The 14558-nt window shown below is 49.2% G+C and carries 12 protein-coding genes; 7 read left to right on the forward strand and 5 right to left on the reverse strand.

Features of this window, described 5'->3' with window-relative positions; all coding sequences use genetic code 11:
• Positions 1-145: 145 nt before the first annotated feature.
• The 3 genes from dnaA (at position 146) to gyrB (ending at position 5427) form a co-directional block, all read left to right on the forward strand.
• A complete protein-coding gene (dnaA, locus tag B4N58_RS14745; RefSeq protein ID WP_291750566.1) occupies positions 146-1534 on the forward strand; it encodes a chromosomal replication initiator protein DnaA in 1389 nt (462 codons plus the stop codon).
• Positions 1535-1762: 228 nt separating this feature from the next.
• A complete protein-coding gene (dnaN, locus tag B4N58_RS14750; protein WP_008247016.1) occupies positions 1763-2869 on the forward strand; it encodes a DNA polymerase III subunit beta in 1107 nt (368 codons plus the stop codon).
• A 32-nt stretch (positions 2870-2901) separates the two neighbouring features.
• Positions 2902-5427: a DNA topoisomerase (ATP-hydrolyzing) subunit B gene (gene gyrB / locus B4N58_RS14755; RefSeq protein ID WP_291750528.1), complete on the forward strand. Its 2526-nt coding sequence runs from the start codon at positions 2902-2904 to the stop codon at positions 5425-5427.
• Between the two features lie 234 nt (positions 5428-5661).
• Here the strand turns inward: gyrB and B4N58_RS14760 are convergent, their stop codons facing one another.
• Positions 5662-6270, reverse strand: a complete 609-nt coding sequence (locus B4N58_RS14760; RefSeq protein ID WP_291750529.1) for a hypothetical protein — start codon at positions 6268-6270, stop codon at positions 5662-5664.
• A gap of 222 nt (positions 6271-6492) precedes the next feature.
• Between B4N58_RS14760 and B4N58_RS14765 the strand changes: the two genes are divergently transcribed.
• The 4 genes from B4N58_RS14765 to B4N58_RS14780 all read left to right on the forward strand — a co-directional run bounded on the left by B4N58_RS14765 (position 6493) and on the right by B4N58_RS14780 (position 11913).
• Positions 6493-7056 (forward strand): hypothetical protein, encoded by a 564-nt coding sequence (locus B4N58_RS14765; RefSeq protein ID WP_291750530.1) that lies wholly within the window; start codon positions 6493-6495, stop codon positions 7054-7056.
• A gap of 131 nt (positions 7057-7187) precedes the next feature.
• Positions 7188-9392, forward strand: a complete 2205-nt coding sequence (locus tag B4N58_RS14770; protein WP_291750531.1) for a TonB-dependent receptor — start codon at positions 7188-7190, stop codon at positions 9390-9392.
• A 21-nt stretch (positions 9393-9413) separates the two neighbouring features.
• Complete coding sequence (locus tag B4N58_RS14775) at positions 9414-10094, forward strand: Fe2+-dependent dioxygenase (RefSeq protein ID WP_171096880.1); 681 nt, start codon at positions 9414-9416, stop codon at positions 10092-10094.
• A 316-nt stretch (positions 10095-10410) separates the two neighbouring features.
• The gene (locus tag B4N58_RS14780; RefSeq protein WP_291750532.1) at positions 10411-11913 is read left to right on the forward strand and encodes an MFS transporter; all 1503 of its coding nucleotides are present in this window, start codon (positions 10411-10413) and stop codon (positions 11911-11913) included.
• A 10-nt stretch (positions 11914-11923) separates the two neighbouring features.
• On the opposite strand, the gene B4N58_RS14785 is transcribed toward B4N58_RS14780, so the two are convergent.
• The 4 genes from B4N58_RS14785 to cfa form a co-directional block, all read right to left on the reverse strand.
• Positions 11924-12391 carry a PaaI family thioesterase gene (locus tag B4N58_RS14785; protein WP_291750533.1) on the reverse strand — a complete coding sequence of 156 codons (468 nt, stop codon included), beginning with the start codon at positions 12389-12391 and terminating at the stop codon, positions 11924-11926.
• Complete coding sequence (locus B4N58_RS14790; RefSeq protein ID WP_291750534.1) at positions 12391-12807, reverse strand: PaaI family thioesterase; 417 nt, start codon at positions 12805-12807, stop codon at positions 12391-12393. The genes B4N58_RS14785 and B4N58_RS14790 overlap by 1 nt, the downstream gene beginning before the upstream one ends.
• On the reverse strand, positions 12804-13241 hold the full coding sequence (locus B4N58_RS14795) for a MarR family winged helix-turn-helix transcriptional regulator (RefSeq protein WP_291750535.1): 438 nt from the start codon (positions 13239-13241) through the stop codon (positions 12804-12806). Before B4N58_RS14795 ends, B4N58_RS14790 begins: the two co-directional genes overlap by 4 nt.
• Before the next feature lie 86 nt (positions 13242-13327).
• Positions 13328-14488: a cyclopropane fatty acyl phospholipid synthase gene (cfa, locus tag B4N58_RS14800; protein ID WP_291750536.1), complete on the reverse strand. Its 1161-nt coding sequence runs from the start codon at positions 14486-14488 to the stop codon at positions 13328-13330.
• Positions 14489-14558 lie beyond the last annotated feature (70 nt).

Genomic DNA, 14558 nt, shown 5'->3' on the forward strand with positions numbered 1-14558 from the left:
TTCGGGAAAAACCTAGAAAAATCTGCAAGTTCGCTTGAAGGCGGCCAATCACTCACTCAATCCGTGGGGGTTTGGATACAATGGAGCGCTGAGTTTTAATTCCTGCAAAGCAGTTCATCCGAATAATAAGGCTGTTCATAACGTGATTGATCAATTCTGGAACCACTGTGTTGAAGCGCTTCGGAAGGAAATTCCAGCCCAACAGATCAAGCTGTGGATCGAACCACTGACTGTGGTTGAATTTGATGAAGACACCGCTAGCCTGAGCATGGCTGCTCCTAACCGCTTTAAGCTGGACTGGGTACTGAATAACTATGGCGGCCGTTTTAATGAATTGGCCACCGAGTTTTTTGGTTGCGACATGGCCATTCAATGGCAAGTGGCTACCAAACAGGCCAGCCCTTTGGTGGCCCCTCCCACGGCCGCAGCCAAAAACAACAGTGAAGCAGTAACGCAAGGAGCGCCCAAGGTTGCTGCCGTCAAGCGCGACGAAATTGCTGCCACCGTTTACGAACGCAGCCGTTTAAATCGTGACCTTTGTTTTTCCAATTTTGTCTCGGGCCGTGCCAACCAACTGGCCAGGGCTGCCGCTGAACAAGTGGCGTCCAACCCCGGCGTTAGTTACAACCCGCTTTTCTTGTATGGCGGAGTGGGCCTGGGCAAAACCCACTTGATTCACTCCATCGGCAACCGCCTCTTGGAACAAAACCCCAATACCCAGATTCGGTACATTCACGCAGAACAATACGTCAGCGATGTGGTGAAGGCCTATCAAAAGAAGGCATTTGAAGAATTCAAGCGCTCTTATTACTCGCTTGATCTGCTTTTGATCGACGATATTCAGTTTTTCGGGGGCAAAAGCCGCACGCAAGAAGAATTTTTCTATGCTTTTGAACAATTAATTGCAGCCAAGAAGCAAATTATCATCACCAGCGACACCTACCCAAAAGACATTCAGGGCATGGACGACCGGCTGATTTCCCGTTTCAACAGTGGTTTGACCGTGGCCATTGAACCGCCCGAACTCGAGATGCGAGTGGCCATTCTGCTGAAAAAAGCTGAACAGCAAAAAATAATGTTTTCGGAAGACGTGGCCTTTTTTGTGGCCAAGCACATGCGCAGCAATATCCGCGAGCTGGAAGGCGCCCTGCGACGAATCATGGCATTTGCCAGTTTTCACAACAAGCCCGTGACCATGGACCTGGTGCGTGAAGCCTTGCGCGACATGATTTCAGTGCACCATGGCCAGGTGTCCGTGGAAAGCATCCAGAAAACAGTGGCGGATTACTACAAAATCAAGGTTGCAGACATGTTTTCCAAGCGCAGGCAGGCGCAAATTGTGCTGCCGCGCCAAGTGGCCATGTACTTGGCCAAAGAGTTGACCGAGAAAAGTTATGTAGAAATTGGTGAGTTGTTTGGCGGAAGAGACCACACCACCGTGCTGCATGCAGTAAACAAGATATCGGAATTGCGAAATCAATCCTCAGAGTTGAACCATACGCTGCATGTGCTGGACCAAACCTTGAAGGGTTGATTTAGAATTGTGGATAACTGTGTAACAACCGTGCACAACAACACGAGTTATCCACAGAAAAAAAAGAACCCAGGAAATTCGAAAAAAGTTATCCACAGTATGCAGATCGAGTCCCGGAAGTTCTACACCAATTTTGAAAGAACCTAAGAAGCTCAATTCAAAGGGAAAAATAGAGTTGTCCACAGAATTGAATCAACTCTATTAACTAATCCTATAAGGAAATATTAAATGGAATTAATTCATAGCTCACGCGATGCATTGGTTCGAAAACTGCAAATCGTCAGCAACATCGTCGAACGTCGAAACACCTTGCCGGTGTTGGCCAACATTCTGTTGAAGAAACAGGGCGGCCTGCTGACACTGCTGTCTTCAGACATTGAAATGCAGATTGAAACCAGTGCTGAAGTGGGTGCAGGTGGTGAAGACACCGCAACCACTGTGGCTGCTAGAAAATTCCTGGATATTTTGAGATCGCTGCCTGAAGATTCAGATGTGATGGTGAAACTGGACGGCAAGAAGATGTCGGTGCAAGCCAAAAAAAGCCGCTTTGCACTGCAAACACTGCCTGCAGAAGATTTCCCGCTGGTGCAGGAACCCAAGGAATGGGTCACACAAATTAGTTTGCCGCAGAAAATGTTGAAGAACCTGTTGGGCATGGTTCACTTCTCCATGGCTCAACAAGACCTGCGTTATTACCTGAACGGTGTTTTGTTGGTGATTGAAAGCGCCTGTGTACGTGCTGTGGCCACCGATGGACACCGCCTGGCCTATGCAGATGCACCCGGTCAAGGTGGCACTGCCAAGCATGAAGTGATCATTCCACGTAAAACAGTGCTTGAATTGTCGCGTTTGCTGAATGATACCGATGACACTGTCACCATTGATTTGGCGAGCAACCAAGCGAAATTCACTTTTTCGGACATCACCCTGATTACCAAGCTGGTTGAGGGCAAGTTTCCCGACTACCAACGGGTTATTCCAAAAACGCACCAGCACCATGTGGTGATTGCTCGTGATGCCTTGTTGCATTCATTGCAACGCGCTTCAATATTGACCAGTGACAAATTTCGCGGCATTCGCTGGGTACTGGGTGCCAATGGCTTAACCATTGTGGCCAACAACTCGGACCAGGAAGAAGCGCGGGATGAAATGGAAGTCGAGTACCAAGGTCCGGAGATTGATGTTGGTTTTAACGTAAACTACCTGTTGGATGTGTTGAACAACCTCAAGTCGGAAACCGTGCAGTTCACGTTGCAAGACGGAAACAGCAGTGCATTGGTGACCACCCCAGGCAAAGACGATTTCAAGTATGTCGTTATGCCCATGCGTATTTAAAACGACAATAAAACGAAAACAACAACACCCTTATGACTTCAGAAACACAGAACGGCGGTGACTTGCCAGTGCAAGGCAACAACGCAGATTACGGCGAAGGCTCAATTCAAATTCTCGAAGGCCTGGAAGCGGTTCGAAAGCGGCCGGGCATGTACATCGGTGATACTTCCGATGGTACTGGCTTGCACCACCTGGTGTTTGAAGTTGTTGACAACTCGATTGATGAGGCCTTGGCTGGTCACTGTGATGACATCGTAGTCACCATACATGCAGACAATTCAATCAGTGTGACCGACAACGGGCGGGGCATTCCGACCGGCGTAAAAATGGATGACAAGCATGAGCCCAAACGCTCTGCGTCTGAAATTGCGCTGACCGAATTGCACGCTGGCGGTAAATTCAACCAGAACAGTTACAAGGTTTCCGGTGGTTTGCACGGTGTAGGTGTGAGTTGTGTGAATGCCTTGTCGAGCTGGTTGCGTTTGATTGTTCGCCGCGAAGGCAAAGTTCACCAGCTTGAATTTGCACGTGGTTTTGTTCAAAACAGGATCATTGAGCAAGTCGACGGTGTCGATGTGTCGCCCATGAAAATTGTGGGCACCACCGACAAACGAGGCACTGAAGTTCACTTTTTGCCAGACACGCAGATTTTTCAGCAGAACAATGATTTTCACTATGAAATTTTGGCCAAGCGCCTGCGTGAACTCAGCTTTCTGAACAACGGCGTGCGCATTCGCCTGAAAGACGAGCGAACCGGCAAGGAAGACGATTTCGCGGGTAGCGGTGGTGTGATGGGTTTTGTTGAATTCATCAACGCGAACAAAAAAATTCTGCACCCGAATACGTTTTATGCAGCGGGCGAACGTCCGGCTGAAACTTACGGTGGCATTCCAGGCACAAGCATTGGTGTTGAAGTGTCGATGCAATGGAATGATGGTTTCAATGAATCGGTCCTTTGTTTTACCAACAATATTCCGCAACGCGATGGTGGTACCCACCTGACCGGCTTGCGTGCGGCCATGACGCGCGTGATTGGTAAATACATTGAAGTCAATGAAATTGCCAAGAAGCAAAAGGTTGAAGTGACAGGCGACGACATGCGAGAAGGCCTGTGTTGCGTGTTGTCGGTGAAGGTACCTGAACCCAAGTTTTCAAGCCAAACTAAAGACAAACTGGTGTCCAGCGAGGTGCGTGCACCTGTGGAAGACATTGTGGCCAAGGTGCTCGGTGAGTTTTTGGAAGAACGGCCCAACGATGCCAAACTGATTTGTTTGAAGATTGTTGAAGCGGCACGTGCCCGTGAAGCTGCGCGCAAAGCGCGCGATATGACACGCCGCAAAGGCGTACTGGACGGCGTTGGTTTGCCAGGCAAGTTGGCTGACTGTCAGGAACGTGACCCTGCAAAATGTGAAATTTACATTGTCGAGGGCGATTCTGCGGGTGGATCGGCCAAGCAAGGCCGCGATCGCAAGTTTCAGGCAATTTTGCCGTTACGCGGGAAGGTACTGAACGTAGAGAAAGCACGATTCGACAAGCTGCTGACTTCGGAGCAAATTACTACGCTGATTACAGCCTTGGGTACCAGCATTGGCAAGGACGATTTCAACCTCGCCAAACTGCGTTACCACCGCATCATCATCATGACCGACGCGGACGTGGACGGTGCGCACATTCGAACATTGTTGTTGACCCTGTTGTACCGTCAAATGCCGGAACTGGTTGAACATGGGCATGTGTACATTGCGCAGCCGCCTCTGTACAAAGTCAAGCACGGCAAAGACGAGCGCTACCTGAAAGACGATCAGGAAGAAGCGCAGTACATGTTAGGCATTGCATTGGAAAAAGCCGGGTTGATCCCCGGTGAGGGCAAAGACCCGATCAAGGGTGAGGCACTGGAAGAACTGGCTCGCCAGTTTGTAACGGTTGAAGCCGTGGTGCGTCGTTTAAGCAGAATGATTGATCCCGATGTGTTGAACGCCATTGTGGAAGGCGTTGAGCTGGATCTTGATTCTGAAGAAGCGTCCAAGGCCAGCGCAGCCCGTTTGCAAGCGGTGCTGGACCCAACCATCATGACAGTGTTCTCGCAGTTTGATGAACAAAGCGACAAGCACCGTGTGCTGATTCACCGCCGCCACCATGGCAATGTGCGTGTGACCACAATCGACCCGGATTTTGTTCACGGTGCGGACTACCCCTTGCTGGCCCATGCTGCGAAAACTTTCAAAGGCCTGATCATGGAAGGCGCTGAAATTCAGCGTGGCGAAGGCGAGAAACAAAAAGTACAAGCGGTCCAAAGCTTCCGTGAAGCGATGCACTGGTTGCGTGAACAGGCTGAAAAAGCGATTACCAAACAGCGATACAAAGGTCTGGGTGAAATGAACCCACAGCAGTTGTGGGAAACCACCATGGACCCTACCGTGCGCCGTTTGCTGCGTGTTCAAATTGAAGACGCAATTGCAGCAGACCAAATTTTCACAACATTGATGGGCGATGAAGTTGAACCCAGGCGTGCGTTCATTGAAAGCAACGCCTTGAAAGCGGGCAATATTGACGTGTAAGCACATGTGGAGCGAAGAAATAGTTGGCCATTTCTGTTAAATAGTTGGCCAAGTTTTTCCGAAGATTAGGGTATAGAGAAACGGCTAACTTCGGTTGGCCGTTTTTGTTAGAGTCAGCAAATGCTTGATTTAAGGTTATTTTTTAGTTTATTTTGAGACTCTTTAAAAAAATTGATCTTGATTTTGTCCTCAATTCCAAAAACATTAGAATTTAACAATCATACCTTGTAGACCCTAGTCAGCGGGTTTTGCTTCGAGTGCTTTTTTGACTGCCCAATTTAGTTCAGCATGAACATCGTAGTCGCTTTCTGGATCAAGACTCGGCATGTCTGGAACAGCGCCTACTCGGTGTCTCAGATCCTTAGCGATTTGAAGAGCACGAAGCCCAAGTCTTCCAAAATTTAAACTTCTAGTTTGAAAGAATTCTTCATAGTAAGGGGGGTGTGCTAAAAACTCGTTTACCCCGTCAAGGTTGGCATGAGCTTGCTTGGTTAAATGTGGCATCTCGAGTACTCGCATTAACAGGTCCTTTGGTAATAGGCGCCAGTCATATGCCGAGTAGTCAAGGATAAAGGTTGGAGTCTTGTGGCGTGATCTATATTCTTCTTGCCCATGCTGTTCTACATGTGGTTCGCCTTGATCAGAGGCAGCCAAAGCACAGCTAATAGCGAAATCATCAAGCTCTGCTGCAATACGAAGCGCGACGAAAGTCCGCTGCTGGCCATCCTTGAGTCGTTGACTAAACCAATCACGTCCAAAAGATAATCCAGTACCAAGAAGTGCTGCTCCGGCACCTATAGCTGCAGCAAGTATGGGCACGGAAGATGGAATTTCTGACGGCATTGTGTAGTTTCCTCGGAATCGTAAGGTTAAGGTTTACAAATAAGGATCTGTTACTTTAATCGTGATGCGTGTTACATCAGCCATCTCGAATGGGATACCCGTTGTTAGCCGCTTTTTTTTATCGTTCAGGTTCGGCATCTTTTACGCGATTAAGACAGTTATTGATTTAATTGTTATCGCAAGCCTATAGTGGCTAAATATTCTTGTACGGGGTGATTGTCTATGCGTATTTCGACTTACTCTATATTTTGGTTTATCGGGCTGTTATCTTTTAGCCCTGCTCATGCAAAATTTGAACTGCAAGGAACTAAAGCCGTTATCGCTCAGTTGGATCAGGGCAGCGAGGTTCAGATTGGTACGGTAAATTTTCAACTACATTCACAGGGCAAACATGAGTTTACATTGGAGTTAGATCACACCAAGTTCACCGACTTTTTCTTATCGATGCGTGAATTTAAATGCTTGGCGGGGGAAACCGAGGTGAGTTGTCACGTGCCTTATCCCTATAAAAGCCCAAATATCGTTTCAGCTGAAGACTACGCTTGGTTGGAACATCGTCTGCTGTTTATGTTTAAAAGACCGAGCGAATTTGGTGCAAAACTTTGGAATGGGATTTATTTCAAGTTCGCCATCGAGGGCGATACTTTGGTCGGTGTCCCGCAAGCTGTAGATCTCAATAAGATAGGTGCTCCGCCCGTTGATTTAAACGAGCCACCATACCCTGATCAGGATAGGCACGACACAAATATCGAACAGAGACTGGTCAAAGCTCTTGTTATTCGTTGATGAAACTCTCTGATCGTCAAGCTACTTGTAACTGAAGTTAGCCGTTTTGCTTTGAACAGTACAAAAAAACCCTTGGACTGTTTAAATAATAACAATTATTATTCGTCTTCATATTAATTAATGAGACGACTATGCAGCACTCCCCAAAACCAATCGCCCTTGCCGTGGCGCTGGCTCTAGGCAGCCTAGCCAACGCGAATGCACAAGAAAACGCCCAAACACTGCCTGATGTTGATGTGATCGACTTCCGTGGCGAACAAATGGATAGCATCAAGTACACGCGGCCTTTGCAGGAAACACCACGTATCATCACCGTGTTACCGCAGGATTTGCTCGAAGAGCAGAATGTGACTTCGTTGAATGAGGCGCTAAGAAATATCCCAGGTATCAGCCTTCAGGCCGGAGAAGGTAACCCTCCAGGCGGGGATCAGCTCAAGATTCGCGGTTTTAATGCCCGTGACGACATCAATGTCAACGGCATGCGTGACATTGGCAACTATTTCCGTGATCCGTTTTTCATTGAGCAACTGGAGGTGGTTAAAGGCCCCAATTCCGCGTTCTCTGGTCGGGGTTCAGCAGGCGGCACCATCAACTTTGTGACCAAACAACCTTTGGGAATTGACTTCAATCGAGCTGAAGTCAGCGTAGGTACAGACAGCTTCTTCCGAACCACATTGGATATGAACCGTGTTTTAGATGAAGACGAAGCTTTACGCATCAACTTGATGAAGCACAGCGCTGATCTGCCAGGCAGGAATACAGCCGAAGAAGATCGCTATGGCGTTTATGCTGCTTACACATGGGGTTTGAACAAACCGACTTCAATTACCGCAGATGTTCTGCACATCAAAACCAACGATATTCCTGACGCAGGCTTGCCTTTTGATCGCCGTAACGGTGGTACAGGACGTTTGCCCGATGGTATCAACTTCGATAATTTTTATGGTCACACCAACGACTACAAAGACATTGAAGTGAACCAGATTGGCTTGGCTGTTCAGCATGCACTGGCCAGCGGGCAAGTGATTCGCAATCAAACCCGCTTCGCACAGGTGGGCAACGACTCGATTACCTCGTCGCCCCGATTTGTTGATAACGGAACGGGCGTTGGTAACAACAACCCAGCCTCAGGCTTTGCTGTAGGTAACTTAAAGCCCAGAGATCAAGTCGACACCAGCTTCAGAAACCAGACAGATTTGTTGTTCAGTCTGAATACCGGCAGCATTCAACACGACATGGTGGCTGGCTTTGACTTTGGCTTTTATGAATACGAAAACCGCCGCCGCTTGGACACCAATGGGCCCGCCACCAGTTTGTTTAACCCAGCTGAGCGCGAATTCACCGGTACGCTAGCCTACGGTGGTATTCATCGGCTTGAAACGGAAGAAATGGGTCTGTACTTGCTGGACACCATGAAATTTAATGAGAAGTGGGAGTTGAACGCCGGTATTCGTTACGACAAAGTGAAGGCTTTTGCGAATGAGGAAGACCGTCAAAATTCGACAGCAGCAGGATTAACACCCCAGCAGGCGGAAAACCGTAGCTTCATGCGTGAAGACACCGAGACCAGCTACAGTCTTGGTCTGGTTCACAAGCTGACCCCCAATCACGCCTTGTACGCGTCTTACGGCACAGCCTTCAACATCTCCGGCAACTTCGACCGCAACCAGATTCAACTGGCTGGCGGCAGCATGAATGACCGAGTAGCGAATAGCTCCTTTGATTCGCCCACAGAGAAAATTCAAGCTTACGAGTTGGGCAGCAAGATAACAATTGGCGCGGGGCTTGATGTCAATGCTGCGGTATTCCGTACAGAAACTGACGAAGGCCGACTGCCAGCCCAGTCCGCAGGAGGCGTAACAACACCCAATGTAGAGTACTACATTGATGGTTTTGAGGTGCTTGTCGCTGGTCAGGTTACCAAAGCGTGGAAACTTTATTCGGGCTACACCTACCTAGAGTCGGAAGTAACCAGTGCGCCCACGTCGCCCTTCTCGGTTGGGCAGGAACTGGGCGGAACGCCGAAGCACTCATTCAATATTTTCACAACGTACGACATCACACCAAAAATTACACTGGGTGGTGGCTTGCAGTACGTAGATGAACAAACCAGCGGTGTGCAACCCGACACCACTGGCAACGTGAAAGTTACTATTCCAAGCTACACAGTGGTTGATTTGTACACCACCTACAAATTCACCAAGGACGTTCAGGTCCGCTTGAACTTGTACAATGTGTTTGATGAGCGATACATTTCCCAGCTGGCTGAAGGCGGCGGCCAAGGCATTCCAGGAGAAGGTCGCCAGTTGATCGCCACCCTGAGATATGACTTTTAATTAAGTAAGCAACACACGCATATGCTGGTCACTATCGACAACGTTCTTACTGCCGAGGAGCTTGCAAGCATCCACAAGATGCTTAAGCAAGCTGACTGGGCAACGGGTCAAAGCGCGGGCACACAAGCCCGCCTCGCGAAGAACAATCTTCAAATTCCGGAAGGAAGTGAAGTGTTGAGAGACCTGCGTGTGCTGGTCATGCGTGCATTAAACAAAAGCAGCCGATTGATTTCGGCTGCACTGCCTTACAAAATTCTGCCACCCAACTTTAATCGCTATGCTGGTGCCACCAACCACTATGGCCTACACACGGACAGCACTGTTCGATACTTGCCAGATGGAAGTGCATTGCGAACAGACATTTCGGCTACGCTGTTTTTATCCAGCCCCGAGGAATATGAGGGTGGTGAACTGGTCGTTGAAGACACCTACGGCATGCATACGGTGAAACTGGCGGCGGGCAGTTTGGTGGTCTACCCTTCGGGCTCAATGCACCAGGTCAACCCTGTTACACAAGGTGAACGACTGGCTTGTTACATGTTCATGCAAAGCATGGTGAAAGATCTGGAATGCCGGCGACTGTTGTTTCAAATGGACGAGTCACTTATCAAGCTGCGTGCACAGTACGGTGAGAGTCACCCCGAGTTGATTCGACTCACAGGTTTGTACAATAACCTTCTTCGCAAATGGACTGAATGCTAATTATGCATAGCCCAGGGTTTGATCAAGTTGTGTGGCTAGCAGGCCGGTTAGGCTGATGTTGACAGGAATCAAAGCCTGATAAGCTACTGATTATTCACAGTTTTCTGAGAAAAATATTTTTGGCCATTTATTTCGCAGCAACTTGGCCAACTATTTTTCTGAAACCCTTGGGGAAGTGCTTCTGGCCGTTGGGATTTTGGTCATTTATTTTTTCGCTCCACAGCACAACGCCCTTGATCAGATAATCACAATCTTCGATTAAGCTCAAACCCCACACATTCCGTTGTGGGGTTTTTTTATTCGGGACGCAAGTTTGATGGAATCCAGCAAAGCGAGGTGGATGGGCCTGTCAGTGATCGCATTGGCCTGTGTGTTGTATTCCATGGACTTGACGGTATTGAACCTGGCGATTCCCGCCATCAGTGCAGATCTTCAGCCCAGCAGCGCACAACTGCTGTGGATTGTAGATATTTACGGATTCATGGTGGCTGGTGCTTTGATCACCATGGGCACACTGGGTGACCGAATTGGTCGCAGGCGGCTGTTGATGATTGGTGCAGCTGCTTTTGGTGTGGCCTCAGTGTTGGCGGCCTTTTCAAACAGCGCAGAAATGTTGATCGTGACGCGCGCTTTACACGGTTTGGCGGGCGCAACGATTGCCCCTTCCACACTTTCTTTGATTCGAAACATGTTTGATGATCCCGCCGAGCGTATGAAGGCGATTGGCATCTGGATCAGCAGTTTCTCAATCGGTGCGGTCATGGGGCCACTGGTTGGCGGTGTACTGCTGGAATATTTCTGGTGGGGTTCGGTTTTTCTGATCAATGTACCCGTGATGATTCTGCTTCTGGTGCTTGCGCCACGTCTATTGCCTGAATACAAGGATGAATCAGCCGGCCGAATGGATATTCCCAGCGCGGCACTCTCGCTGAGTGCGGTGCTTTTGGTTATTTATGCCTTGAAACACACTGCGGAAATGGGTGTCAATATGACGGGTGCTATGTGTTTATCCATGGGCCTAGGGCTGGGTGTGTGGTTTGTGCGCAGGCAAGCCGGCTTGAAAGATCCGTTAATTGATTTAAATCTGTTCAAAGCACCTGGTTTCAAGGCTGTGTTGGGTACTTACCTGTTAAGTTGCCTGACCATGTTTGGTGTGTATGTATACATCGCTCAATACCTGCAATTGGTGTTGGGTTTAACACCATTGGTGGCGGGTGCCTGGACAGTACCTTGGGCACTGGCCTTTGTGGTGGGCACCAACATAACGCCCTGGTTGGCGAAACAATTGGGCCAAGCCCGTTTGGTGGTGTGTGGTTTGGTGGGTACGGGCATTGGTTTTGCAGGCCTGGCGTTGCTGACGGTACAAGCGGACATGATTTTGCTGGTCATTGCCACTGTGGTGCTGGCTTTGGGTTTGTCGCCGATGTTTACCTTGGGCACTGAATTGATCATCAGCAGTGCACCACCCGAAAAGGCTGGCGCTGCTTCTGCCTTGGCTGAAACAGGTGCTGAATTTGGGGGCGCCGTGGGCATTGCGGTTTTTGGCAGTATTGGTGTGGCCATTTATCGCGCCCGAATGGACACTTTGCTGAACCCAACCTGGCCAAGTGAGGTGCAGCGCGCTGCGCAAGACACACTGGGTGGTGCTGTAGCATCGGCCGCGCAATTGCCATTGGTGGAGCAAACTGGACTGTTGCAGGCTGCCAGGCATGCCTTCATGGAAGGCATGCAACTGACTTCGATAGCGGGCGCCTTGCTGATGTTGCTGGCCAGCGTTTTAGCCTACAAAAGCCTCAAACATCTGAACGCACATGGTTAATACGGCTGGTTTAATTTTTCTTCAAATTCCAGATAACACGCATTTGGGCTACGGTTTGCCCGCTTGCATCACTGACCTCGACCTCAACCGGAAAATTGATTTTTCCGGCTGTTCGAAGTGTTTGCTTCAACGGTGAAATGGCTTGAGCAACTTTGGCTTGGGCATGCACAAGACCAGATGCTGGCCGAAGCACTTCAAATTCCACTTGGGCGGCGACAGGTCGAACACTCAGAATGACAGAGGCAAAACCACCAGCCATGGCTGCGCCGGAGCATGTCTCTGCCAGGGTGAATAGTGCGCCGTCGGCAACATGGCCTGTGCTGTCGAGCAACTCGGGTTTTTGCGGCATTTCACAATGAGCAACGCCGTTGCCCATGCTGTTTAAAAGCACGCCGCAGGCTTTGGCAAAAGGTACTTTTCCACCCATTTGCATTTTGACCAAAGGCCGCATGATCAAGGTGAGTAGTGCGTTCAGCATTACAGTTCTCCTTGGATCAGCCTGAACTCAATATGAAGTTCGGCCACTGGTTCATCTGTCTCACTGTTCAAAGTGCTGACCGTGTGCGCAACTCTTTTTTCCCAATCCAGGGTGGGTGCAGTAGTGTTGACCCACACGGGTCCTTTGGCGGGTCGTTTATAAAAAATCTGGCTGGTGTAGGTAGCAACTTTCCAACCGGGGTTGTGTTGCTCAAGGGCATGCACCAGGTTTGAGTGTGCATCGGCTTGTGCCACTGTGAACAAGGCACCAGCATGCAACGTACCAATATGATTTTTCAAGAAAGAATCGAAACCCAGTCGAAGATGTTCCTCGGAGTTTTTGTTCACAGTGCCCAGTTTTGCAAACTGGAAAAAAGGATTGCTGGCCAGTGTTTGGGCCAGGCGCATGGCGTTCATTCAATGTCTCCTTTGGGTTGCGAGAAACGTGTGTGTACAGTGTTCAAAAATTTAAGCACGGTGTTGATTTCGTCTACGCTAAAACCTTCGACCAATTGTTTGTTCAGCTTGGCCAACAGGGGTTTGGCTGCAATCATCTTGTCCCTGCCTTTGTTGGTCATTCGCAGATGAGCCACGCGGGCGTCTTCGTGTGAAACCACCCGTTCAATCAGCTTGGCAACTTTCATGCGCTGTACCAGACCTGTCATGGCAGAGCTATTTAAGCCAAGTACTTCACCAAGTTCTTGCATGGAAGCTTGTGGAAATTTATCCAGTGCAAACAGCAAACTGACTTGCGCGGCGGGCACCCCAATGGCCTGTTCAACACCACTGTCCGCGTGGCGATAAAGCACTGCGCGTGCCCGGTTGAGCATGAAGAAAAGACGACGATCCATGTAGATTCCAACTATTACGTATGCGTAATATATGGAAATGAAAGAGATGAGTCAATTATTACGTGTGTGTAATAAATCGAATGAATTCAGAACCGGGGTCGTTTGCTTCGGTAAACCTGTGGGTACTCGCGGTGACTGAGAACCAGTTGCCACAGCATGCCCTTTCGGGCACGGAAGTAGGCCGCGCAGGTCATCAGGTAATACGTCCACATGCGGTGAAAGCGTTCGTCGTAATTTGCTTTGAGTGCAGGCCAGGCTTTTTCAACATTGGCATGCCAGGCCATCAAAGTTTTATCGTAATCGGAGCCAAAGTTGTGCCAGTCTTCAAGCACCAGTTTGCCGTCAATGTGCTCAGTTATTTCGCTGGGTGAAGGAATTTTTCCGTTCGGGAAAATGTATCTGTCGATCCAGGGATCGGTAGCCTCGGTTTTGTTAAAACCACCAATGGTGTGCAATAAAAACAGCCCATCGGGTTTTAACAGCCGATGTACCGCATCAAAATAGGCCGGGTAGTTTTTCAAACCCACATGTTCAAACATACCCACAGACACCACTTTGTCGAACTGCCCTTGCAGGTTGCGGTAATCAATCAATTCAATTTCTACAGGCAAACCGGTACAACGCGCACGGGCGTATTGTTGCTGCTGGGCCGACACGGTGATGCCCAGCACTTGCACATCAAAATGGCTTGCCGCATACCAGGCCAGTCCACCCCAGCCGCAACCGATGTCCAATAGTTTTTCGCCAGGCTGCAACTGCAACTTTTGGCAAATCATATCGAGTTTGTGAAGCTGGGCCTGTTCCAGATTATTGGCACTTTCCCAGTATCCGCAGGAATAAATCATCAGCGGATCAAGCATGGCTTCGAACAAATCGTTGCCTGTGTCGTAATGGTGTTCGCCCACTTGAAAGGCGCGAGTAGGTGCTTGCAGGTTGATGACCTTCTCACGCAAAGCCAACATCAACCATTGCATTTTGGTCCAGGCTTTGGTGTGTTCATCCGCGTTGTTGCCCATCAGGCGAAACATCATTTCATCGAGCCGCTCGACTGTCCACCATCCGTTCATGTAGGCCTCGCCCAGGCCTAGAGAGCCATGGCTGAGTACTGCGTTGAACAAGCGTTCATCGAGTATTTGAATGTCGTGGGGTTCGGCGCCATTGATGTGTATGCCAGCGCTGTGTAAAAGACTGGCAATGGGCTTGGGCACCCTTTGGGCATCGACTAAATCGTGGGTGTTTGTTTTCATAGGACCTGTGAAGTGGCTATGACGACAAACTGATTATTGCAGACTTGAATGGTGCTTGCCAAACCCGTTG

It is taken from the genome of Limnobacter sp. UBA3528, assembly GCF_002377005.1.
GTDB lineage: Bacteria > Pseudomonadota > Gammaproteobacteria > Burkholderiales > Burkholderiaceae_B > Limnobacter.

Bases quoted from the DNA above. Each gene is read 5' to 3' on its own strand.
- B4N58_RS14780 (WP_291750532.1), top strand. From the start codon at position 10,411: ATGGAATCCAGCAAAGCGAGGTGGATGGGCCTGTCAGTGATCGCATTG.
- dnaN (WP_008247016.1), top strand. From the start codon at position 1,763: ATGGAATTAATTCATAGCTCACGCGATGCATTGGTTCGAAAACTGCAA.
- B4N58_RS14770 (WP_291750531.1), top strand. From the start codon at position 7,188: ATGCAGCACTCCCCAAAACCAATCGCCCTTGCCGTGGCGCTGGCTCTA.
- B4N58_RS14785 (WP_291750533.1), bottom strand. From the start codon at position 12,391: ATGCTGAACGCACTACTCACCTTGATCATGCGGCCTTTGGTCAAAATG.
- cfa (WP_291750536.1), bottom strand. From the start codon at position 14,488: ATGAAAACAAACACCCACGATTTAGTCGATGCCCAAAGGGTGCCCAAG.
- B4N58_RS14765 (WP_291750530.1), top strand. From the start codon at position 6,493: ATGCGTATTTCGACTTACTCTATATTTTGGTTTATCGGGCTGTTATCT.
- B4N58_RS14775 (WP_171096880.1), top strand. From the start codon at position 9,414: ATGCTGGTCACTATCGACAACGTTCTTACTGCCGAGGAGCTTGCAAGC.
- gyrB (WP_291750528.1), top strand. From the start codon at position 2,902: ATGACTTCAGAAACACAGAACGGCGGTGACTTGCCAGTGCAAGGCAAC.
- B4N58_RS14795 (WP_291750535.1), bottom strand. From the start codon at position 13,241: ATGGATCGTCGTCTTTTCTTCATGCTCAACCGGGCACGCGCAGTGCTT.
- B4N58_RS14790 (WP_291750534.1), bottom strand. From the start codon at position 12,807: ATGAACGCCATGCGCCTGGCCCAAACACTGGCCAGCAATCCTTTTTTC.
- B4N58_RS14760 (WP_291750529.1), bottom strand. From the start codon at position 6,270: ATGCCGTCAGAAATTCCATCTTCCGTGCCCATACTTGCTGCAGCTATA.